The 22,093-nt window shown below is 49.5% G+C and carries 18 protein-coding genes; 9 read left to right on the plus strand and 9 right to left on the minus strand.

Going from position 1 to position 22,093, the window contains the following annotated elements:
* Positions 1-20: 20 nt before the first annotated feature.
* Positions 21-656, minus strand: a complete 636-nt coding sequence (locus ACYVB1_RS09405) for an LON peptidase substrate-binding domain-containing protein (protein ID WP_460923166.1) — start codon at positions 654-656, stop codon at positions 21-23.
* 183 nt (positions 657-839) lie between these two features.
* Here ACYVB1_RS09405 and mtgA point away from each other — a divergent pair, with 183 nt between their 5' ends.
* Complete coding sequence (mtgA, locus tag ACYVB1_RS09410; protein WP_460923168.1) at positions 840-1,574, plus strand: monofunctional biosynthetic peptidoglycan transglycosylase; 735 nt, start codon at positions 840-842, stop codon at positions 1,572-1,574.
* Positions 1,564-2,019 carry a YybH family protein gene (locus ACYVB1_RS09415; RefSeq protein ID WP_460923170.1) on the plus strand — a complete coding sequence of 152 codons (456 nt, stop codon included), beginning with the start codon at positions 1,564-1,566 and terminating at the stop codon, positions 2,017-2,019. Before mtgA ends, ACYVB1_RS09415 begins: the two co-directional genes overlap by 11 nt.
* A gap of 16 nt (positions 2,020-2,035) precedes the next feature.
* Here ACYVB1_RS09415 and lepB read toward each other — a convergent pair whose 3' ends face one another.
* The 5 genes from lepB to ACYVB1_RS09440 form a co-directional block, all read right to left on the minus strand.
* Entirely contained in the window at positions 2,036-3,052 is a 1,017-nt protein-coding gene (gene lepB, locus ACYVB1_RS09420) for a signal peptidase I (RefSeq protein ID WP_460923172.1), read from the minus strand.
* Between the two features lie 194 nt (positions 3,053-3,246).
* Entirely contained in the window at positions 3,247-4,386 is a 1,140-nt protein-coding gene (locus ACYVB1_RS09425) for an App1 family protein (RefSeq protein WP_460923174.1), read from the minus strand.
* Between the two features lie 46 nt (positions 4,387-4,432).
* The gene (locus ACYVB1_RS09430; RefSeq protein WP_460923176.1) at positions 4,433-5,266 is read right to left on the minus strand and encodes a M48 family metalloprotease; all 834 of its coding nucleotides are present in this window, start codon (positions 5,264-5,266) and stop codon (positions 4,433-4,435) included.
* A gap of 223 nt (positions 5,267-5,489) precedes the next feature.
* The gene (locus tag ACYVB1_RS09435) at positions 5,490-8,339 is read right to left on the minus strand and encodes a M16 family metallopeptidase (RefSeq protein ID WP_460923178.1); all 2,850 of its coding nucleotides are present in this window, start codon (positions 8,337-8,339) and stop codon (positions 5,490-5,492) included.
* 82 nt (positions 8,340-8,421) lie between these two features.
* The gene (locus ACYVB1_RS09440) at positions 8,422-8,826 is read right to left on the minus strand and encodes a hypothetical protein (protein ID WP_460923180.1); all 405 of its coding nucleotides are present in this window, start codon (positions 8,824-8,826) and stop codon (positions 8,422-8,424) included.
* A gap of 156 nt (positions 8,827-8,982) precedes the next feature.
* On the opposite strand from ACYVB1_RS09440, the gene ACYVB1_RS09445 reads away from it, so the two are divergent.
* Positions 8,983-10,065 carry a DNA topoisomerase IB gene (locus ACYVB1_RS09445; RefSeq protein WP_460923182.1) on the plus strand — a complete coding sequence of 361 codons (1,083 nt, stop codon included), beginning with the start codon at positions 8,983-8,985 and terminating at the stop codon, positions 10,063-10,065.
* Between the two features lies 1 nt (position 10,066).
* Here the strand turns inward: ACYVB1_RS09445 and ACYVB1_RS09450 are convergent, their stop codons facing one another.
* Positions 10,067-11,704 (minus strand): hypothetical protein, encoded by a 1,638-nt coding sequence (locus ACYVB1_RS09450; RefSeq protein WP_460923184.1) that lies wholly within the window; start codon positions 11,702-11,704, stop codon positions 10,067-10,069.
* A gap of 62 nt (positions 11,705-11,766) precedes the next feature.
* Positions 11,767-13,413, minus strand: a complete 1,647-nt coding sequence (gene pgi / locus ACYVB1_RS09455; RefSeq protein WP_460923186.1) for a glucose-6-phosphate isomerase — start codon at positions 13,411-13,413, stop codon at positions 11,767-11,769.
* Between the two features lie 245 nt (positions 13,414-13,658).
* Between pgi and ACYVB1_RS09460 the strand changes: the two genes are divergently transcribed.
* The 6 genes from ACYVB1_RS09460 to ACYVB1_RS09485 all read left to right on the plus strand — a co-directional run bounded on the left by ACYVB1_RS09460 (position 13,659) and on the right by ACYVB1_RS09485 (position 20,560).
* Positions 13,659-13,838, plus strand: a complete 180-nt coding sequence (locus ACYVB1_RS09460) for a hypothetical protein (RefSeq protein ID WP_460923188.1) — start codon at positions 13,659-13,661, stop codon at positions 13,836-13,838.
* A gap of 696 nt (positions 13,839-14,534) precedes the next feature.
* Positions 14,535-15,314 (plus strand): HAD family hydrolase, encoded by a 780-nt coding sequence (locus ACYVB1_RS09465; protein WP_460923190.1) that lies wholly within the window; start codon positions 14,535-14,537, stop codon positions 15,312-15,314.
* Positions 15,315-15,480: 166 nt separating this feature from the next.
* Positions 15,481-16,299, plus strand: a complete 819-nt coding sequence (locus tag ACYVB1_RS09470) for an HAD family hydrolase (protein ID WP_460923192.1) — start codon at positions 15,481-15,483, stop codon at positions 16,297-16,299.
* Positions 16,296-17,129 carry a trehalose-phosphatase gene (gene otsB / locus ACYVB1_RS09475; protein WP_460923194.1) on the plus strand — a complete coding sequence of 278 codons (834 nt, stop codon included), beginning with the start codon at positions 16,296-16,298 and terminating at the stop codon, positions 17,127-17,129. Before ACYVB1_RS09470 ends, otsB begins: the two co-directional genes overlap by 4 nt.
* Complete coding sequence (locus ACYVB1_RS09480; RefSeq protein WP_460923196.1) at positions 17,122-19,524, plus strand: glycoside hydrolase family 65 protein; 2,403 nt, start codon at positions 17,122-17,124, stop codon at positions 19,522-19,524. Before otsB ends, ACYVB1_RS09480 begins: the two co-directional genes overlap by 8 nt.
* Positions 19,525-19,597: 73 nt before the next feature.
* A complete protein-coding gene (locus ACYVB1_RS09485; RefSeq protein WP_460923198.1) occupies positions 19,598-20,560 on the plus strand; it encodes a 1-phosphofructokinase family hexose kinase in 963 nt (320 codons plus the stop codon).
* Positions 20,561-20,646: 86 nt separating this feature from the next.
* Here the strand turns inward: ACYVB1_RS09485 and fbaA are convergent, their stop codons facing one another.
* Positions 20,647-21,726 carry a class II fructose-bisphosphate aldolase gene (gene fbaA, locus ACYVB1_RS09490; protein ID WP_460923200.1) on the minus strand — a complete coding sequence of 360 codons (1,080 nt, stop codon included), beginning with the start codon at positions 21,724-21,726 and terminating at the stop codon, positions 20,647-20,649.
* Positions 21,727-22,093 lie beyond the last annotated feature (367 nt).

A 22,093-nucleotide genomic window follows, 5' to 3' on the forward strand; every position in this document is an offset into this window, starting at 1 on the left:
CCCTTCTCTCTTGCATCCTACTAAAAGTCCGGCGGCATCAGGTTTTTAAAGTGGCCATTCAGCTTCACCCTGTCTTTCAGCCGCTCTGTTTCCTGCACTACCGGCAGAATCTGTTGCAGGTGCTGGTAAATCGCCTCCTGTCGCTCCGTTTCGCTTTCCAGCTGCAGCAGGGCATACTCCTGCTCCGTTGTCAGGCCAAGGTGGTGCGCAATGTCAAAACTCTTATAATTCTCCGGCAACTCTAAAAACAGCTTACTGATGCCAAGCGCCTCGTACAGTTTTTTCAGGCTCTCGGTTATGTTCAATTTTGTGACAATGTCCCCATCATCCTTGTTCTCTACTTCCTCTACTTCGCCGCCAGCGTATAACCTGCCGGGCGCCATCCTGTCGAAGTGCAGAATTTTAAAAATCTTTAGACCCCTGGTGCGTATGTCCATTTCCCCGTTATCGTACTTCTTTTCGATGTTCAGGATTTCTACTTCGGTGCCGTACACCCCAACTCCGCTCTGTATGTAGGTTGGTATACCAAACGTTTTCTCGTTCTCCACACAATCCAGCACCAGTTGCTTATAGCGTGGTTCAAAAATGTGCAGGTTGAGTTTCTCGCCCGGAAACACAACAATGCTGAGCGGAAAAAGCGGGAGGTATCTCGTCATCCAGGTTGTTTATCTATACAGTAACAGCAAACATTGCCTTTTGTGTTGGGCAAGCCAGCCATTTAAACTCCCTTACGCACACAGGGCAGTAGTGTTAGCGAAATGCAAATACGAAGAAGCCCTGCCGGCTTGATTAGTTTCCTAAACTCATTACCTTTGCGGCCATAGAATAATTGTGCAAAAATGGCTAAGAAGCGTTTGGGGTTCAGAACGGTGAAGTTGCTTTTCGTGAAGCTGGTGCTGTGCCTGTTCCTGCTGAGTATTGTGTGGGTGTTGTTGTACAGGTGGGTCGCGCCACCTGCCACTTTGCACATGGTGCAACGCCGCGCAGAAGCAGGCTTAGCCGGTAAAGATTCCCCACAGATACGCTACAGGTTTGTATCGCTGGAAGAAATGTCGGAGCAGCTTCCTTTGGCTGTGGTAGCCTCAGAAGACCAGCGTTTCCTGGTGCACAATGGCTTTGATGTAGACGCCATTCTCGATGCTTTCAAGCGCAACCGCAAAGGAGGTAATATCAGGGGCGGAAGCACCATCAGTCAGCAAGTGGCCAAGAATGTGTTCCTGTGGCACGGGCGCAGTTATTTCAGGAAAGCGGTAGAGGCTTATTTTACCATGCTCATAGAGGTGCTTTGGGGCAAGCAGCGTATCATAGAAGTTTACCTGAACATTGCAGAAATGGGGGATGGTGTTTTTGGCGTGGAGGCCGCCTCACAAAAGTTTTTCAAGAAGCCGGCCAAGGCAGTAGGCCGGCAGGAAGCGGCCTTATTAGCAGCTGTGCTCCCGAACCCAATTCGCTTTTCTGCACAAAATCCATCAGCCTATACCAGAAAGCGCCGTGGCCGTATCGCCCGGGCCATGGGTAGCCTGGGAGGCGCGGTATATATTAATGACATTCTTCCGGAAAAAGATGAGAAATAGACTGCTGTTTTTAGTGGGGCTTAGCCTTGCCTTTGCAACGGCCTGCACCAGCAACCGAACGCCAAAGGCTTCTGCTGATGCAAAAGTTGCCGTACGGAAGGTGCTGGAAGAGCAGAGTGCCTGCTGGAGCAAGGGCGATTTGGACTGCTACATGCAGGGCTACTGGAAATCAGACTCCCTGCTCTTTGTCGGTTCCCGTGGTCTTACGTACGGGTGGCAACAGACGCTGGAGAACTATAAGCGGGGCTATCCGGATGCCTCAGCCATGGGGAACCTCACTTTTGACCTGAAGGAAATGCGGCCCCAGTCGCCTGAAACAATGCTGGTAGTAGGACAGTGGCATCTAAAACGTACTGTTGCTGCAGGAGACCTGGAAGGCCATTTCTCTGTCATCTTCCGGAAATTCAGTGATGGCTGGAAAATCATCGCTGACCACTCCAGTTAAAGCTCCGCTGCTTCCGTTACTCTACAGTACTAAATAGCCGGTTCCAGCGCACTTTGTCCATTAACCCGGCACCCTCAGCATCCATAGACATCCAAACGAATACGGCTTTCCCCACTATGTGATCTTCGGGCACAAAACCCCAATAACGGGAGTCGAGGGAATTGTGCCGGTTGTCGCCCATCATAAAGTAATAGTTCTGCTGAAAAGTATATCGTCTGGTTTCCTTGCCGTCAATATAAAGCCTCCCATCTTTAACCAGCGTATTTCTGTTCTGCTCATACTTCAGGATAATGTCCTGGTAGAGGGGAAGCACTTCTGGCGTGATAGCAATAGTTGCTCCTTTTTCAGGAATATAGAGCGGCCCAAAATTGTCGTTGTTCCATTTGTAAAAGGCTGGTACGTTGGGGAATATTCCCGGTTCTGCAACTCCGGCTTTTTGTTTCTGCAGCGTCACCCTGTTTATAAAATCTAACGCCAACAATCGTTTCGCCTTGTCGGGGCTTAGGAAGGCCATGTAACCTCCCTGCACTGGATAAACTTCTGTGATGTCACAGTCCCTGAAAAAATGCTTGTTCAGTATTCTGTTAGTTTCTAAAAGGTAGGCAAACTGTCGTTCTTCAGGGTTTTCAAGCGCTTTGCCATTTACGTACACCTGCGTATCGTTAATTTCTATTGTATCTCCGGCTATGCCCACGCAGCGCTTTATATAGTTGGTTTTTAAATCTGTAGGGCGTGCTTCCTCTGCAGGGTAATTAAAAACTACAGCATCGTTGTGCTTTATTTCAGAGAAGCCTGGCAAGCGGAAAGCCTGCAAATGAATAGCATCAGAGTAGGAGGGAATATTTGTACCCCATATGGTTTGGTGTGTCAGTGGAACCTGCAGAGGCGTAGCCGGTGTGCGGGAGCCATAATGCAGTTTGCTGACAAAAAGGTAATCACCCACTAGCAGTGACTTCTCCATGGAGGAAGTTGGAATGGCATATGCCTCAAACGTTGCCCACCGGATGATGCTGGCCGCAACTACTGCAAACATAACAGCGTTTCCTCATTCTCTGGCTGCGCTCTTTTTTTCAGGTGCATTCACCGCAGTTTTCTTCTTCCAGAATTTTATCTTCATAAGGATAAGTGTGTGGCTTTAGAATATATGTTTTTCATATATAACCGTGATTGCTTCTGGTAAAGTATATGCAGCAAATTATATTTTTTAAGTTAGCTGCTTAATAAAAGCTATACATCGCCCTCTTCGTCTATCTTTACTTCCCGTTTCACTTCCTGCACCTGCTCAGTGAAGATGAACCCACACTCTGCAGCATGTTCTGCGGCGGCGGCGGTGTCTTTCACCAACAGCATCTCGACCTCACCATCCTGCTTCATCTCGTCAGCGATCGTGGTAACGGCTTTGGTACGGGCTTCAATGTTCACGTCCCGGATGTAAATAGCCATAATGCGGCCCGGGTGGTTTTTAACTACTTCGCTGTAGATTTTAGCATCCTGCTGCCCGCTGTCGCCAATCAGAATAAAGTTCAGCTTCGGATACGTCATCAGTAGGTTCGCAATCTCCTTATACTTGTGGCTCATATGGTCTGAAGACAAAAACTTTTTTTCGTCAATGCCAAAGTCGCGGAGCAGGAGCGGGCCCTGGGGAATTTCATTTAGCTCTAGAAAATGGTACAGCAGGTCGTACGTGTTCCAGGGGCTGCTGGACACGTAGAAAAAAGGATTGTTCCGCTTGCCGTTGCGGCCCAGTTGCAGCGAGCGGTAAAACTGAGACACCCCATGAAACGGGATGCGGGTGTGGGCATTGTTCAGCAACACGTTTCGTCCTGTTTCCAGCAGGCTTGTTGCCCCTGTGCGAATAATGGTGTCGTCTATGTCAGAGATAATGCCGTACTCGGCATCAGGTGGTGGCACCAACACATAGGCGGGCTCGCTCACTTCACCCTCAAACGTCATGGGGGCGTCAATTAGCCTGATGTCAATCTTATGCCAGATGTCATCTAATTGAAGCGGCTCCTTCGGCTCCATGTTCAGCACAAAGTAGCCTTCCGCATCCGTGGTTATTTCATGCTGTTGCCCCTGCAGCGTTAATTGTACCCGTGCATTTGGTATTTCATCGCTTTCGAAGCGGCGGTACATGTTCAGGAGGTTCTCCCAGAGGGTATCATTCGTTTCTGAACGCCTGATACCTTTGTTTACCAGTACCCGCCCTTTAACATAAAGCCGGTTGGGGGTGCCGTAGCTCCGGTACGTGACAATGTGCAGTGGCCGGTTCAAGCCCAGCTTGTTCTTGAGCTCAAACGTGAGGTGGTCAACTTTTTCTTCTGCTTTCAGGATGGCTTGGGTGCCTTTTTTATTGAGATTTTTCATAGTGCTCGAATTAAAAATGCCTGCTGGTCGGGCAGGCATTCCAGGTTTATAAGTTTAGCGCGTTTTTCAGTTGGTTGAAATCAGTATCAGGTGCTGAACTGGTTTTGCAGCCCTTCTGCGAGGCCAGCTGCTGAATGTTCTGAACACGGTTGCCCGGGTTAGGGTGTGTGCTGAAGAACTCCGGTATAGACCCTTGCTGCGCCTCCTGTTCTAATTTGATAAAGAAGCCTGCTGCCCCATCGCAGGCATAGTAATCGGTGCCTCCCAGGTAATCCACAGAGGCATTATCAGCTTCCGTTTCAGCATCGCGGCTAAACTTTAGCCCGGTCAGGTTGCCCGCTACCTGTGCCGCTATCTGCTGCAAGGTGCCGGGGTCGTTGCCCAGCGCTACCGAAATCAACAGCGAGATGCCGTAGTCACGTTGAAGCTGCTTGATGCTGTGGCGTTTGTCAGCGTGCGCAATTTCATGGGCGAGCACTCCGGCAAAATGGTCCTCATCTTCTAAATACTGAATAAGGCCGGTGTAGACGTAGATGTACCCCCCTGGAGTGGCAAAAGCGTTCAATGTTTCATCATCCTTGATGATTTTTATTGTCCACGGAAACTCCCGCTCATACTTAACAGCTCCTGAACTCAGAATGCGGTCTACAATGCGATCCAGGTTCTGGTACGCCCGCTGTACGTTGGCATTGCTGCTGTTGCGCTCCAGTAACTTGCCCTGGGCCCTGTAAGTAGAATCCACTTCCCCGGATACCTGCTGCCCCAGGTTTATATCATCCTGTATCGAAAAAATGACGCCGTCATTGTCTTTGCAGCTGCTGAAAAGGAATATGCTGAGGAACGTCAGTAACCAGAAAGTATTTTTGTTGTTTTTGTTCATAAGTATTTAAGCGTGTTTTAGTGCAACGTTCCGCCTGTCCCCACTCATATAGTTCTTTTCAAATATTTTGATGATAAACGAAAGCAGCTACACGTGCTTCTGCCATACGCCGGTTTACGCAGGTATGGTTACACCAGTTCCGGGGGCGGTGTAGCATAAAGGGTATAAAACAAAAGAGCCCTTGCACAGGCAAGGGCTCTTTTCATATCAGCTGAAAAGTGTGTTACTTCACAGAAGAGCTTCCGATGGGGTTACCGTCGGCATCCACTTCTACCACCTCATACTGCAGGGCTTCTAACTTTGGCAGGACAGTTTTCTTGTCGCCCACCACCACAATGTGCATGTTGTTTACAGGCAGGTTTTTAGCTGCCAGTGCATCAATCTCCTTCTTGGTGATGTTGTTCAATATTTCTGTCTGCTTTTTCACAAAATCCTTGCTCAGGTTATGCTCAATGATGTTGCCCAGGAAGCCCGCTTTCTGGTAAGGTGTTTCGTATTTGCGCGCTTCAGCCTGGCCGATGGAGCTCTTCATGAAACGAAGTTCATCTTCTGAGATGCCCTGGTTCTTGTAGTTCGTCAGCTCCTTCATGAATTCTGTTACAGACTCTGCTGAGGCATCGGCACGAACACCGGCAGAAGCCGTGAAAGGACCAGCATACTGGCTACCGCCAAAGTAAGAGCGGGCACCATAGGTATAGCCTTTGTCCTCGCGCAGGTTCAGGTTGATGCGGCTGTTGAACGCACCACCTAATACATAGTTCATCAAACCGGTTTTGTAATACTCGCCGGTTGCATCGAAGGGCATAGCAACATAACCAATTCTGATTTCAGATTGCGCTGCATCCGGCTTGTCAACAATGTAGATGCGGGTTTTCTCGATCTGCGGTGCTTTTTGGTCAGCAGGTAGCTTCACCTCTTTCTTTTTCCAGTTCTTCAGGAAGGTGAGCTTTTTCATGATCTCTTTCTCTGAAATGTCACCCACAACTACCAGGTTAGACACCGTTGGAGTGTAGTTCTGCGCATAGAAGTTCTGCACATCCTGCAGGGTGATGTTTTCTACTGTCTGCACTGTGCCTGATGTTGGAATGGCCATGATGTTGCCTTCGCCATAAAGCAGCTTGTTGTACACCTTACCGGCAATGGCAGTAGGCTGTGTGGCCTGGTTGGCAATGGCTTCCAGCTGCTGCTTCTTCAGGCGGTCAAAATCTTCCTGGTTAAACTTTGGTCTGAACAAGCGCTCCTGCAATAGGGCCAGGGTCTTGTCCAGGTTCTTTTTCAGCGACTGTACCTGAATATATGTTTCTTCGGCGCCTGAGCCGATGCGGATAGAAGAGCCCAGTTTGTCCAGTTCGTTGCTGAACTGTTCGGAAGTATAGTTTTCGGTGTCCTCATTCATCATATCAGCAGTCAGTGCGCTGATACCTGCTTTGGCTGGGTCTGCAGCAGACAGGCGGTGACCACCTTTTATGGTCAATTGCAGAGTAACGGTTGGCAATTCAGTTGAATTAGCTCCGATTACCTTTAAGCCGTTCCTGAACTTGTTTGTGTAGTAGTTCGGAACATTGATAACCGGGTTGGCACCAGCGGCCGGACGCACGGAACGGTCGAAGGTGTCTACTGCCTTGGTGTACTGCAGGCCGCTGTACTCATCTGCAGCAGGTACGAAGCCTTCCTGGGAGATAGTGTAGTTATCGGCTTTGGCTAACAAGTCTGTTTTACCCTTTGGTACCACACTCAGGATGACACTGTTCTTGCCTTTGATATACTGGTTGTATACCCGCATTACATCCTCTTTCGTTACCGACTGGACGCGCTTCAGCTCTTCCTGGATATAGTTCGGATTATTGCGGAAGGTCTCGTAAAAAGCAAGCTGGCTCACTTTCCCGCTGACGCTGGCCATACGGTTAATCAGGCTGGATTCTGCACCCGCTTTAAAGCGAATCAAGTCTTCTTCGTTGATGCCGCGTGTCTCGAACTCGGCAAGAGACTTGCGCACCAGATCTTCTGTTTCAGCCAGGCTGGTATTCGGGTAAGCCATTACAGAAATACCGAATTCACCTGCCAGTTCAGAAGTAGAGTTGAAGGTGGAGGCATTCATGGCCTTTTGTGCCTTCACGAAGTTCTTGTAAAAGATAGAGTTTTTGCCCTGTCCCAACACTTCTGCCAGCACGTCCAGTGCCGGCTCGTCTTTATGGCCTGCCTCTGGTGTCGGGAAAGTCATGCGCAGCATCGGGAAACGGATGTTGTCTTCGTAAGAAACGTAACGGTCCTGCGTTAGCTGCGGCATCACCGGCTTCATGTCCTGCACAGCCGGGCCTGCCGGTATAGAACCGAAATATTTCTCTGCTAATTTCACTACCTCTTCCGGCTTCACATCGCCACCTACCGTTAAGGTCGCGTTGTTCGGGCCATACCAGCGGAGGAAGAAATTTTTCAGGTCGTCTAAAGTCCCTCTGTTCAGGTCCTCCAGGTAGCCGATGGTAGTCCAGGAGTAAGGGTGGCCGTAAGGGTAGAGGTTTTTAGAGGTCATTTCATACACCAGACCATAGGGGCGGTTATCGTAGTTCTGACCACGCTCATTCTTTACCGTTTCGCGCTGCACTTCAAACTTCTGCTGCGTTACTGCATCCAGTAAAAAGCCCATGCGGTCTGCTTCCAGCCAGAGGGCTGTCTCCAACTGGTTGCTTGGCACAGTTTCATAGTAATTGGTGCGGTCGCGGTTGGTTGAGCCGTTTAAGGTACCACCAGACTCAGACACAATTTTGAAATGCTCCTCGTCGCCCACGTTATCGGAGCCCTGGAACATCATGTGCTCGAAGAAGTGCGCAAAACCGGACTTACCTATTTCCTCGCGGGCGGAGCCTACGTGGTAGGTGACATCCACATGCACTACCGGGTCAGAGTGGTCTTCGTGTACTATCAGTGTCAGGCCGTTTGCCAGTTTATACTTGCTGTAAGGGATTACCAGCTCGTCGCCTTGCTTCGTTACCTTTTCTACGAGCTTTGTCTGAGCCTCAGCCGCACTTATAAGGCTGGCTGTAAGAACCATGCTCAAGCCAATTTTTTGAACCATGTTTGCTTTGTTAAGGTGGAGTTAAATTAACAAAACAAGATAGGCTTTGAGTTGCAGAAGAGAAAACTTTATAGACGAACGCCTATTTTGTCTCTCTTAACACCTGCTTCCCGAACATAACGGAGACGGCCAGTGTCAGAAATGCAATAACCAGCATAGCGGTTGTGAGAAGAAAAGCCATGCCCGCTGTTTCTGTGGAGAGGGTGTCCTGCGGCTGCTGCATCAATCCCAGGAGTTTCAGAAAGTAAGTGGCAGAACGCCACCCCAGCAGCAGTGTCAGTAGTCCGGCTTCTATGGTGCCAAGCATATAGCCCCAGCGCTTGCCCCGGTTCAGGAAATGCCCGGCCGTAAGACCAATAAGCCCGCCTGCTGCGCCTGTTATCAAGGCTGTGTTGGCCTGTTCACCTGCCAGATCGACGGCCACAACGCCGCAGGCCAGCATAAAAAAGCCGAAAAAAGCATAGAGGTAAGATATGTTTTTGTGCATGGTATCAGCTTTACAAAAGTGTTGAGGTGTAGCAAAGATAAGGCAGAATCGAAAACTTGTTGTACATACAGCATGAAAGCCGCAGATATTGTACAACTTTTGCCGGAAAGTGAAGTATGATGTGCAGGGGTAAGAGAGAAGAGGACGCCTCATAAGATGGCAAAGAAGAACGACTTTCACGAACTATATGCCGATCCATCCAAATCTGCAGCTTGGGCCGGTCTGAGTTATACCACCGATGAAAAGCCCGGTTATACCCGCAAGGGAGCAGGGAAAGGCTTTTATTTTCTGGATGAAAAAGGCGAACGGGTGACAGATGAGAAAACACTGGAGCGCCTGAAGGCTTTGGTTATTCCGCCCGCCTGGAAGGATGTGTGGATCTGTAAATCACCGAAGGGGCACCTGCAGGCAACGGGGCGAGATGAAAAAGGGCGCAAGCAGTACATTTATCATCCGGATTGGCAAAAGGCCCGCAGCCTGACCAAGTTTGGACGCATGATCGAGTTTGGGGAGCACCTGCCAAAGCTGCGGGAGCGCATCCAGCAGGATATCAAATCGCCTAAACTGGACCGGCGCAAAGTTACTGCGTTGGTCCTTTCTCTCATGGACAATGCCCTTATCCGGATAGGAAACCGCCATTATGCCAAGTCTAATAAATCCTATGGGCTCACTACCCTGCGTGATAAGCATGTGAAGATTAACGGGAGCAACATCCGCTTTGCCTTCAGGGGAAAGAAAGGGGTGGAGCATGAAATAGAATTAGAAGACCGCACCATGGCACGCCTTGTGAAGAAGTGCCGCGATATTCCTGGCTACGACCTCTTCCAGTACTACGACGAAAGCGGGGAGCGGCAGACGCTGGAATCAGGGGATGTGAACGAGTACCTGCGGGAAGTAACTGAGGAAGACTTCACAGCCAAGGATTTTCGTACCTGGGGCGGCACCGTCAGGATGGTGGAGTGCCTGGAGAATGTGCTGGAAGAAAAGCCGGATCTGACCAAAGATAAAAGCATCAAAGAAGCTGTAAAGGATGTAGCCAGAGGCCTGGGCAACACGCCCAGCGTTTGCAGTAAGTACTATATCCACCCGGAGGTAGTTAACCTGTTCCGGGAAGACAAGCTGTTAAAGTACCTGAAGCGGCACGATGCTGAGGATTCTGAAACAAGGTATCTTTCTGATACCGAAGAACTGGTGCTGAAAATGCTGAAGAAGGTAGCGAAGGAGAAGAAAGCCAATTAAGTTAGTTTCCTTCCCTGTCATAGGCGTGCACCCGTACGTCGCGGGTGGTTCTGTCCTGCGCTTCGGAACCGAAGTAGATTTCGTTCCCTCTTTCTGTATCGTAAATCCTGGTCAGTTTTTTCCAGCCAGCCACAGCAGAACTGTCTGCTATGACGTCTTCTCCTAAGCCTCCGTAAATTTTTAGCGGAATGGCGTCATCTACCTTTCCTTTTACAACAAATGTGTCGTCGCCTGCCAGTCCGTGAAGAATAATTTCCTCTGTTTCATTCTCAAAGAAGATGCGGTGGTACAGTTGGCTGGCTGGTACCCCAGCGTATGCAGGACGCCTTACGGTTACTTCTGTCCGGCCGTTATCAAGGCGGTTCACAAAGAAATGCTCCGCTGCATCGGAGCCAGCCACAGTGACCCCTTTCGCTAATATCCCGTACATTTTGGTAGCCGCACCGTGTAGCAGGTCACGCCTGCTTTTTAAGTTTTGTGCCAGGTTCTCGCCTATTTGTTTATAGATAGGGTCTGGTAGCTGCCTCACGGCTTTCTCAATTACATCATCCGTCAATGCTGCCTGCATATCTTTTGCTATCTGCTGCCATTCCTGCAGTGTAAGCTCGTTCAGGAAGCGCTCATCCACAAACTCAGCGTTTATCATATAAGCTTTCACATCGCTGAAGTCATCATCGAAAGAATGAAACTTGCGCACCAGGAGTTTACTGGTGGCTATAGCGGGAATTAATCCGTCGCCCATTTCCAAAAAAACCTGGTCCCGGTCTTTGGGAATAGGTACATAGTAAGTATCTGCACCTTCTTTCTGAACGGCCCATTCCCACTGCCCTTTGTGGCGGTCCCAGTCGCCGATGAGCAGGTCCAGTAGCCGCGCCCTTGCAAATGCTTTCTGATTTATGTAATGGGTATTGTTATCAAAACGGAGGCGCAGTGCTTTCTCGGAGCTGACAAAATCAACAGCCTCGTTAAAATCCGGCGTAATATCACGGGGTTTTTTATACTTTTCCTCCAGCATGAAAATCTTTCCCTGCACATCAGGTGCATATTGGCCAAAGCTTGTATCATCGTGGGGCACATAGTAAAGCTTGGGGTTAGCATGATGCACGCCTACAGCCTCAGCCAACACAGGCACCACAAGTGCTCCATAAGGGTTTGCCGCCGATATCTGATCCCGCAGGATGTTTGCAACAAAAGTTTTGCGCCAGAACGGTGGTACAACCTCCACCGGATCTTTATCTACAGAGCGAAAGGCATACAGGCGGCCAGCGCTGTCCTTTAAATCAAAGCTTGTTGTCTGGAAGCCGCCTCCTTTATCAACTACACGAAGTCCTCCGTGTACAGAATCTAATTTAAATACAGGAAGCTTTACCGGAGTAGCCCAAAGGGCACGATTATGGTCGCCCCAGAAAAAGCGGTGGAACCCGCTGCGGTCGTAGTGGCGGCCTGCCACTACCCATACGCTGTCGGGGCCTGCGGGCGCTTTGCCCTCTAACTCCGTACCGGTTGCAAGCGCGTCCTCCTGAAAAAAGCCATCGTTGGCACAGCCACTCAACAGAAAACAAATTATCAGCAGCAGTACCAGGGAGGGCAGTTGCTGCACAGGGGAGTGTGAATGTTTGTTCTGAGTTTTATAAAACATAAAAGCGAGATACACCAGCTTTCGTGGTATACCTCGCTTTTAACGTGACATGCTAATTCTTGTTAGCGGTTATTCCTGTAGTAATTTATCAGGCCTGCTGTAGAGCTGTCGTGGTTAGCCTGCTTGTCCTGCAACAGCTCTCCTTCAATAGTGCCTGCCAGCTGCTTGCCGAGCTCAACACCCCACTGGTCGAAGCTGTAGACATTCCAGATAACGCCCTGTACAAAGGTTTTATGCTCATACATGGCAATGAGGTTACCAAGGGTATAAGGCGTCAGCAGTTTGAACATGATAGAGGTGGAGGGCTTGTTTCCTTCAAATACTTTATGCGGCACCAGTTGCTCCAGTTCTTCGCTGCTCATGTTCTTTTTGCTCAGCTCTTCCCGCACTTCCTTTTCTGTTTTTCCTTTCATCAAGGCTTCTGTCTGGGCAAAGAAGTTAGAAAGCAGGAGCGGGTGGTGCTGGCCTACCGGGTTGTGGCTGTTGGCAGGGGCTATAAAATCAGAAGGAATAAGCACGGTACCCTGGTGAATGAGCTGGAAAAAAGAGTGCTGGCTGTTCGTGCCGGCGGCACCCCAGATAACAGGCTGTGTCTGGTACGTTACTGTTTCTCCGTTGCGGTCTATGCTTTTACCATTGCTTTCCATCATCAGCTGCTGCAGGTAGTCTGGCAACAGGCGCAGGTACTGGTCATAAGGCAGCACAGCATGCGTCTGGCATCCGAAGAAATTGGTGTACCAGATACTTAGCAAAGCCAGTTGCACCGGAATGTTCTGGCGCAAGGGGGCCTGGCGGAAATGCTTATCCATGGCTTCGGCACCTTTCAGCAGTTCCTCAAACTTGTCGTAACCCAGGGCGCAGGCGATAGAGAGGCCAATAGCAGACCATAAAGAGAAGCGGCCACCTACCCAGTCCCAGAAGCGGAAGGTGTTTTCAGGGGCGATGCCAAATTCAACAACTGCCTCCACGTTAGTAGAAAGCGCCACAAAGTGTTTCTTGACATACTCTTTATCCTCTGCTTTCTTCAGGAACCACTCACGGGCAGTCTTTGCATTGGTGATGGTTTCTTTTGTGGTGAAGGTTTTGGAGGCGATGATAAACAGAGTCGTTTCAGGGTTCAGGTGGCGCAGCACCTCCGCGGCGTCTGTGCCATCTACGTTAGAGATGAAGCTGATTTCGATGTTTTCCTTTTTGTAGCTTTTCAGCGCTTCACACACCATCTGTGGCCCGAGGTCAGAACCGCCGATGCCAATGTTGACCACATGGTTGATGGCTTTGCCTGTATAGCCCGTCCACTCGCCGCTGTGCAGCTTCCCGCAGAAGGCTTTCATTTGCTGCTGCACCTCCCGTACTTCTGGCAGAACGTTTTCACCGTCCACTTCCAGCGTTTCATCAGAGAAATTGCGCAAAGCGGTATGCAGCACCGCACGGCCTTCCGTTGCATTTATAGGCTCTCCCCTGAACATGCTTTCTATGGCGGCAGGCAATTCCGTTTCTTCCGCCAGTTCTGTCAGTAAAGAAAGCGTTTCTTCGGTGATGCGGTTTTTAGAAAGATCGAACAGCATGTCCTCTAACTGCAGCGAGAACTTCTCAAAACGCTGTGGGTCCTGCTCAAAAAGCTCCCGCAGGTGCTTCGGTGCTATTTCCTGATAATGTTTTTCTAGTTTTTGCCACGCCTTGGCTTGGGTAGGGGAATAGTTTTTCAGCATAATATTTCTTTTTACAGTGTAGCTACAGCTTGCCCTCCCTTCAAACATGAAGCCAGGAGGTTGTGCGCGTATTCTTCATAAGTTTTCTATGCAATGATAGCTTTATAAGGATAAAGAATCAAAGTTATGATCATAAAATGATTCTCTATCCTTTTGTGAAGGTGCATGATTGAAGGCAAAATCAAATCTATGTTTTCCTTCGTAGACAGGTTATGTATACCCTTAAAAGAGATAAAAGTATAACAATGAAGGAAAATAGGCAGCATCAGGCGGCAGAGGTACAAAACAAGGAGCAGAAGCAGGGCAAAAAGCCTGTTCAGCCTGAAGAACCGGTTGGGAACATCACCAGTAGTGAGGATAATGTCCGGCGGCCTGAGCATGATGCCAACATACCGCCGGAAGAGCAAACGAAAGGCAACCCCTGAAAGAAGCAAAAGCTTTAGGCACCCCCTTGCCAGCACTAAAAAATTCTGGCTCCCTTCGCTGAACCCGTGTGCATCAGGCACAGCTTCCTTGGTTGATGACAATCCTGCCGACTGGAGCTTAGTCTTTCACAAATCCTGTTGCTACCCGGTCATCAGCCGGCTTGGTGCGTGCGCCTTAAGCAGGATGGTTTAAACTGTTCCGAATTTCAGATTCAACCCAAAGGCAAAGCAGTCACTCGCTGCTTTCATGCCCATATTTCATTTTTTGTGTGCCTGCACACCAAAAACCGGCTGAATTAAGTTTAATTTCTAGAGGCCAATCCCGCATTTAAATTAATATCTTTTTATATTTGGTAAGAATGCCGGCAAATGGCCAGGTATAGGAACAGCAGCAAAAGCAGGAAAAGATAAAAGTGCGTTTTTGCGCCTGTAAAAACTCCTGTCTAAACAACTTAATTTGCAGATTGGTGTAAAGCATCAGCACATGCCTGCGCGAAGGTGTAGTTCCGGAATTGAAGGGGAATCAAAGGCAGTTACCAGGAGCAGCCAGGAAATTGTTCCTGCCGGAATTCTGATAAGAGGAAACTATTGCGACACACTTTAAGAGCAGGTCTGTGTTTCCTTTCAGTTATCGGTTTTATTCCGGACCTGTTTGACTTAAGGCGTAATTAAAAGCTAAAGACTAATTAAACGAATATGAGTAACCTGAACAATCTTATAAAAGAAAGAAATATCAAGGCCCTTATCATGGATATGGATGGTGTTGTTACCAACACGTCGGCTTTACATGCGGAAGCATGGAAAAAGCTTTGTGATTCGTATCTGAAGCAAAGGGGCGAGCAGGAAGGCAAGACATACGAGCCATTCAACTTCATGGAAGATTACCGTACTTTTGTGCATGGTGTTCCGCGTCTTGAAGCCATGCGTAATTTCATGAAGTCCCGTGGCATTGAAGTTCCTGAAGGCAATCCGGATGATGATGAAAACGAAAACACCATTGTCGGACTGGGTGAGCGTAAAGACTTTTACTTTCACGAGCTTTTGAAGCAGAACAGCGTCGTGGTGTTTGACAATGCTGTGAAGTGGATAAACGAACAACAGGAGCAGGGTATGAAAACTGCCATAGTTTCTGCCAGCAGAAACTGCCTGACCATCATCCGGCGTGCCAACTTGGAGAAGCTTTTTGATGCGCGTGTAGACAGAGTGGTGGCTGCAGAGCTGAAGCTGAAAAACAAACCTGCTCCGGATATTTACCTGGAGGCAGCACGGCAACTGGGAGTGGAGCCGAAGGAGGCTGCTGTGTTCGAAGATTCTGCTGATGGATTGCAATCCGCCAAGCAAGCAGGTTTTGGGCTCGTAGTGGGCGTGGATCACGGCCAGAAAAGGGAGTCACTGGAGGAGAGTGGTGCAGATCTCATTATAAAAGGTTTTGCCGCTGAGGTACAAGTGAACGACGAAACTGCCGTAAACTCCTAAGGAGGTACTTCCTGTTTTCGTTGCTTCAGGAAAGCATTATATCAAACAAAGCCTCTGCATAAAGAGGCTTTGTTTGTTTACAGGCATTATAGCAGCAGCATTCTTTAGACTGCTCCTGCAGCAAGCTGTCGTCTTGAAAGAGGCAGCTTAAAACAACTTAAGGCAGGTGAATTGGGTAGTATCACTTAAAGTGAACATCAAAATGCGCGTTAAGAACCAAGCCATGCCTTCATCCAACCTCTCACAGCTATTTGCGCAAAAGAATATAAAGGCGCTTATCTTTGATTTAGACGGGGTGATTACGCAGACAGCGAAGGTGCATGCTAATGCCTGGAAGAAGATGTTTGATGATTACCTGCTGCAGCGAGGAGGGCAGGAGCAGCTGGTATACAAGCCGCTGGATATCGCAACAGATTACAGGGACTATATCGATGGGATGCCGCGCTACGATGGTGTGCGGAATTTTCTGGCCTCCCGGAACATCGTGCTGCCAGAAGGTACAGCGGCAGATGCTGCCGGAAAAGAAACAGTGGCTGGTTTAGGCAACCTGAAAAATGATTATTTTCAGGAATTGATTCGCCAGGAAGGCGTTGAAGTATATGCTGATACAGTATCTTTTATAAAACAGATGATAGTGCAGGGCTTCCGTACAGCAGTTATTTCAGCCAGTAAAAACTGCCAGGCTATTCTTGCTGCGGCCGGGCTGGAGGAGTTATTCGAGGTGCGGGTGGATGGTGTAGTATCCATAGAACTGGGCCTGAAGGGCAAGCCTGCTCCGGATGTATTTACAGAAGCCGCCAGGCAATTGGGCGTGCTGCCAGACCAGGCGGCGGTTTTTGAGGATGCCCTGGCTGGTGTGGAGGCAGGCAAGGCAGGTGGCTTTGCCCTGGTGGTTGGCATTAACAGAACAGACGAAGCTTCAGAACTTTTAAAACACGGCGCCGACCTGGTGCTGGATAAATTTCCAACAGAACAAATATTATGAAAGACCAATCCAACAAACCTGTTCAGAAACAGGAGGCAACAGATTTACCTTCCGCTTTGCACGACATCCCCCAGCTGATTCAGGGGAAAAAGCCTGCTGTTTTCCTGGATTATGACGGCTGCCTGAGCCCCATTGTTAAAGACCCTGATAAAGCCGTAATGACGCAGGAGATGCGGGATACGCTGCAACGGCTGGCCAATGTTTGCAGTGTGGCAGTGGTAAGTGGCCGTGACCGCGCTAACGTAGAAAAGCTGGTACAATTGGATAATCTGTACTATGCCGGCTCCCATGGCTTTGACATTTCCGGGCCAAATAACATGCATACTGAACCGGGTGGCGCCAGCGAAGCCGTGCCAGCACTGGACAAAGCCCAGAAAACACTTGACGAAAGGCTAAAGGACATAGAAGGTGTGTTGGTGGAGCGAAAGCGCTATGCCATAGCCGTGCATTACCGCAACGTGCCTGATGACCAGGTAAGCAAGGTGCTCCAGATTACAGAGGAAGTCATCGACCAGCACCCGGAGCTGAAGAAAGGGCCCGGCAAAAAGATAATGGAACTGAAGCCCAACCTGGACTGGCACAAGGGCAAAGCCGTAAGGTGGCTGATGGAGGAACTCGACCTGAACAAGCCGGACATTGTACCGCTCTACATTGGGGATGATATCACAGACGAAGATGCTTTTGCTACGCTGCAAGGTGAGGGCATAGGCATTATGGTGGGCGAACACGATGAAAAAACTGCGGCAGAATACAGGCTGGAAGATGTAACTGATGTGCTTGCCTTTTTAGAAGCTTTGACACAAACAGTGAAGAGCCAGCAAAATGTATGATTGGAATATCATATATGACGCCTTGGTACCGGAGGAGCAGCCGCTTCGGGAGGCCCTGTGCACCCTGGGCAATGGCTATGTTGCCACCCGCGGTGCTTTTGAAGAGGCGGAGGCAGATGGAAAGCGCCATTACCCCGGCACTTATTTAGCCGGCGGCTATAACAGGCTTACATCTGAGGTTGCCGGTAGGAAGGTAGAGAACGAGGACTTGGTAAACTGGCCAAACTGGCTGCCATTGACCTTCCGGCATAAAGCTGAAGCCTGGTTTGACGTAGAGCGGGTAGAGATAGTCAGTTTCAGGCAGGAACTGGATGTAAAGCAGGGTTTGCTGGAGCGCAACATGCGCTTCCGCGATGCCAGTGGCCGCGAAAGCACCCTTCGCAGCAGGCGGTTTGTCAGTATGGCTAACCCACATGTGGCAGCTGTAGAGTGGGAACTCACACCACAGAACTGGACTGGCGAGATAGAGATAAAGTCCGCCCTGAACGGGCAGGTCACCAACAGCGGCGTAGCCCGGTACCGGGATTATGAAAGCCAGCACCTTACAGCACTGCAGCAGGGGCAGCATAACGAGGAAACCATCTTTCTGGAAGTACAAACGGTGCAGTCAAAAATTCTGATGGCGCAGGCAGCGCGCACCCGCGTGTTTATGGAGCCCAATGGGAATGGCTTTGAGCGCACACTGCAGGCGGAAGAGGGGTATGTCGCACACCACATTAAACTGAAATGCGAGCAGCAACGGCCGCTGCGGGTAGAAAAGGTGGTGCAACTGCACACCTCCCGGGATAAAGCCATTTCAGAACCCTTGCAGGATGCCTGCCGGAACAGTGAAAGGCAAGGCAGTTTTGCCCAACTGCTGGAGAAGCACAGGCTGGCATGGCAACGCCTCTGGAAGCGCACAGACATACAGATAGCCAGCAATACCAGAGCGCAATCCATTCTTCGGCTGCATATTTTCCATTTGCTGCAAACGGTCTCCCCCAACACGATGGGCATGGATGTAGGGGTGCCGGCACGCGGATTGCACGGGGAGGCATACCGTGGGCATATCTTCTGGGACGAGCTTTTTATCTTTCCATTTCTTAACCTGCACCTGCCGGAATTAACCCGTGAGTTGCTTTTTTACCGCTTCCGCAGGCTTCCCGAAGCACGATTTGCTGCCGCCCGGGCAGGTTACCGGGGGGCAATGTTTCCCTGGCAGAGCGGCAGCAATGGACGGGAGGAGACGCAGCAGGTACACCTGAATCCTCAGTCTGGTAACTGGCTGGTAGATAACACGCACCTGCAGCGCCACATTAACGGGGCCATCGCCTACAATGTTTGGCAGTACTACCAGGCTACCGAGGACATGGAGTTTCTCACCTTTGTGGGAGCCGAGATGATACTGGACATTGCCCTCTTCTGGTCTGCTATCGCGGAGTTCAACAGTAAGTCCGGACGCTATGAAATCCATCATGTCGTGGGCCCTGATGAGTACCACGCCGACTACCCGGGCTCTGACGAACCTGGCCTTAGCAACAATGCCTACACCAATGTCATGGCGGTGTGGGTGATTCAACGGGCATTGCAGCTGTTTCAGATACTGGATGATGCTCACATCGGGGAGCTTTTGCAGAAGTTAAGTGTCACGGAGGCAGACATAGCCCGTTGGCGCGACATCAGTCAGAAAATGTACGTACCCTTTATTGGGCAGAGCAACATCATAGCGCAGTTTGAGGGCTACGATCAGCTACAGGAGTTTGCCTGGGAGGAGTACAAATCTAGGTATGGCGAATCGATGCGGCTGGACCGTATATTGGAAAGTGAAAACGATAATGTAAACAGGTACAAAGCCAGCAAGCAGGCAGATGTACTGATGCTCTTTTACCTGTTCTCCTCTGATGAGCTGGTACATTTGTTTGATTTGCTGGGCTATGCTTTCAAGCCCGAACATATACCTGAAAACATAGCCTACTATGAGGAACGCACCTCCCATGGCTCTACCCTCAGCAAAATTGTACACTCTTGGGTACTGTCGCGCTCAGACCGGAAAAGGGCCTGGAACAACTTTGAGGTAGCCCTGGTGAGCGATGTAGAAGACGTACAGGGAGGCACTACACCTGAGGGGATACACCTTGGTGCGATGGCAGGTACAGTAGATTTGATGCAACGTGGATTCACCGGGATTGAAATTCAGGACAACGTGCTGTGGCTAAATCCCGTTTTGCCTGAGGAAGTAGGTTGCCTTGATTTCAAACTCCGCTACCGCAGCCACTGGATTTCGCTCCAGTTCACGCACGACAAACTGCAGATTGTCGTGGACAAAGGGTGGGCAAGGGAAGTGCAGATTGGGGTAAATGGTACCGTCTTCACTTTTAAGACCGGCGACCGGCGGGAGTTTGATATCAGCAGATAAGCGATACTAAATTGCAGTGTGGCGAAGGGGTTCAGTCTCCATTGCCGCTGCTTCACTTTTTAAGACTTTGATTATGCACGAAATACTAACCATTACACTAAACCCTGCTTTAGATAAAAGCACTTATACCGATAGGGTGCAGCCAGAGAAGAAAATACGTTGCAGTGTACCCTTCTATGAGCCGGGAGGTGGTGGCATCAACGTTTCCAGGGCCATAAAAAAGCTTGGAGGAAGTTCCTGTGCCTGGTTCTTAGCCGGCGGACCTTCAGGTGAAAAGCTTTGTAACCTGCTGAAGGAGGAAAACATCAGCTTCAAGGCGATGCCCATTCAGAACTGGACCCGTGAAAACCTGATGGTAATGGAGGAAAACTCCGGCAACCAGTTTCGCTTTGGTATGCCAGGCCCTCAGGTAACAGAAGCGGAGTGGAGGCAGTGTTTTGATAAGTTAGAGGCGATTCCGGATGCAGAGTTGCCGAAGTACGTGGTAGCCAGCGGAAGTCTGCCACCGGGAGTTCCGGATGACTTCTATTTACAGCTGGCACAGATGGCCCATCGGAGAGGATTTAAGCTGATTGCTGATACGTCAGGTGATGCACTGCTTAAGGCTGCCGGAGAAGGAGTATACCTGTTGAAGCCAAACCAAAATGAGTTTGCTGCCTTAGTTGGCAAAGAAGAGGTTTCGGCCCTGGAGCAGGAGCAGATTGCACAGCAGATACTGGATGAGGGCAAGTGTGAGGTGCTGGTCGTTTCCTTGGGGCCGCGTGGCGCCATGGTGGCATCCAAAGAAAGCGGTATCAGTTATGTCATCACACCTCCGGTAAAGCAGAAAAGTGCAGTGGGCGCCGGCGACAGCATGGTAGGGGGAATGGTGATGAGCCTGTTAAAAGGCGACAAAACACTGGATGAAGTGGTTCGGTTTGGTGTAGCAGCAGGCACAGCCGCCACCATGACCCCGGGCTCGGAACTTTGCACGAAAGAAGACACAGAGAAGATTTACAAGTGGCTGCTGGAACACAAGGAACTGACGAATATATAAGCAGTAGCGCATCAGCTATAGCGCATAAAACAGAAAAGGTGGAGCTTCTTGGCTCCACCTTTTCTGTTTTATGGTGTACGAAATATTTATGCGTTACGGTTGATGGCATTCAAATCTTCGAACGCTTCTTTCAGGCGCTTGATGAAAGTTTTCTCACCTTCACGCAGCCACACACGTGGGTCGTAGAATTTCTTGTTAGGCGCATCCTCACCCTCTGGGTTACCCAGCTGGGTCTGCAGATATTCTTTCTTAGACTCATAGTAGTCTCTGATACCTTCCCAGAAAGCCCACTGCATGTCCGTGTCGATGTTCATTTTTATCGCACCATACTCGATTGCCTCAGTGATTTTAGCCTTCTCCGAGCCAGATCCACCATGGAACACGAAGTGTACCGGGTTAGGGCCTGTGTTGTGCTTCTCCTGGATAAACTGCTGAGAGTTTTTAAGAATTTCAGGGCGAAGCTCTACGTTGCCTGGCTTATAAACGCCATGCACGTTGCCGAAAGCAGCCGCAATCGTGAAGCGGTGGCTAATCTGGTTTAGTACCTCGTAGGCATAAGCCACTTCTTCAGGTTGTGTGTACAGGCGGGCGCTGTCTACATCCGAGTTGTCTACACCGTCTTCCTCTCCGCCAGTTACACCTAGCTCGATTTCTACGGTCATGCCCATTTTGTCCATGCGTCTTAAATATTCGGCGCAGGTCTCAATGTTTTCCTGTAAATCTTCTTCTGATAGATCCAGCATGTGCGAGCTGAACAACGGCTTGCCGTGATCTGCGAAGAATTTCTCACCGGCATCCAGCAGGCCATCTATCCAGGGCAATAGTTTTTTTGCTGCGTGGTCGGTGTGTAATACAACCGGAACGCCGTAGGCCTCTGCCATAATATGCACGTGGCGCGCACCGGCAACGGCTCCTGCAATAGCAGACTTCTGCAGTTCGTTTGCCAGGCCTTTGCCTGCATTGAATTGCGCGCCGCTATGTGAGAACTGAATAATTACAGGTGAGTTTACATCTCTTGCTGTTTCAAGTACAGCGTTAATAGAGTTCGTACCAATGACGTTAACAGCCGGAAGGGCAAAGTTATTTTCGTTGGCATACTTGAAAAGCTCTGTTACTTCGTCACCATGCAATACGCCTGCTCTGAATCTTGTTTTTGTTTCGCTCACAGTTTATAATAATTAAGTTTTAGACATTTTTAATTTCTAGTACCCTTTCTTACGAGGCTGGTATGAAATCATCCGAAAGTAAACTTACTATATAGTTTATAAAATAGAAAATTACTCCCTCATATATATTGTCTGCAGCGTTGCACAAGAAGGGAATGCAGGTACAAACAACATGGCTTCTGTTTTCTATTGTACCGGTGCGAGGCACTCCTGCACTTCCTGGAGGGAAAGTGCTCCCTTTAGAGTTCAGAGAGGGAGCACAGGAAGGCAAAATTGAAAAAGCCGTTTATCATTCGCTGGACAAGCTGTTGATACAGCGGCTCAGGCAGAGCCGGTTCATGAAGTTTACAAGTTCACCCTAATAGAG

Source organism: Pontibacter brevis (genome assembly GCF_054779655.1).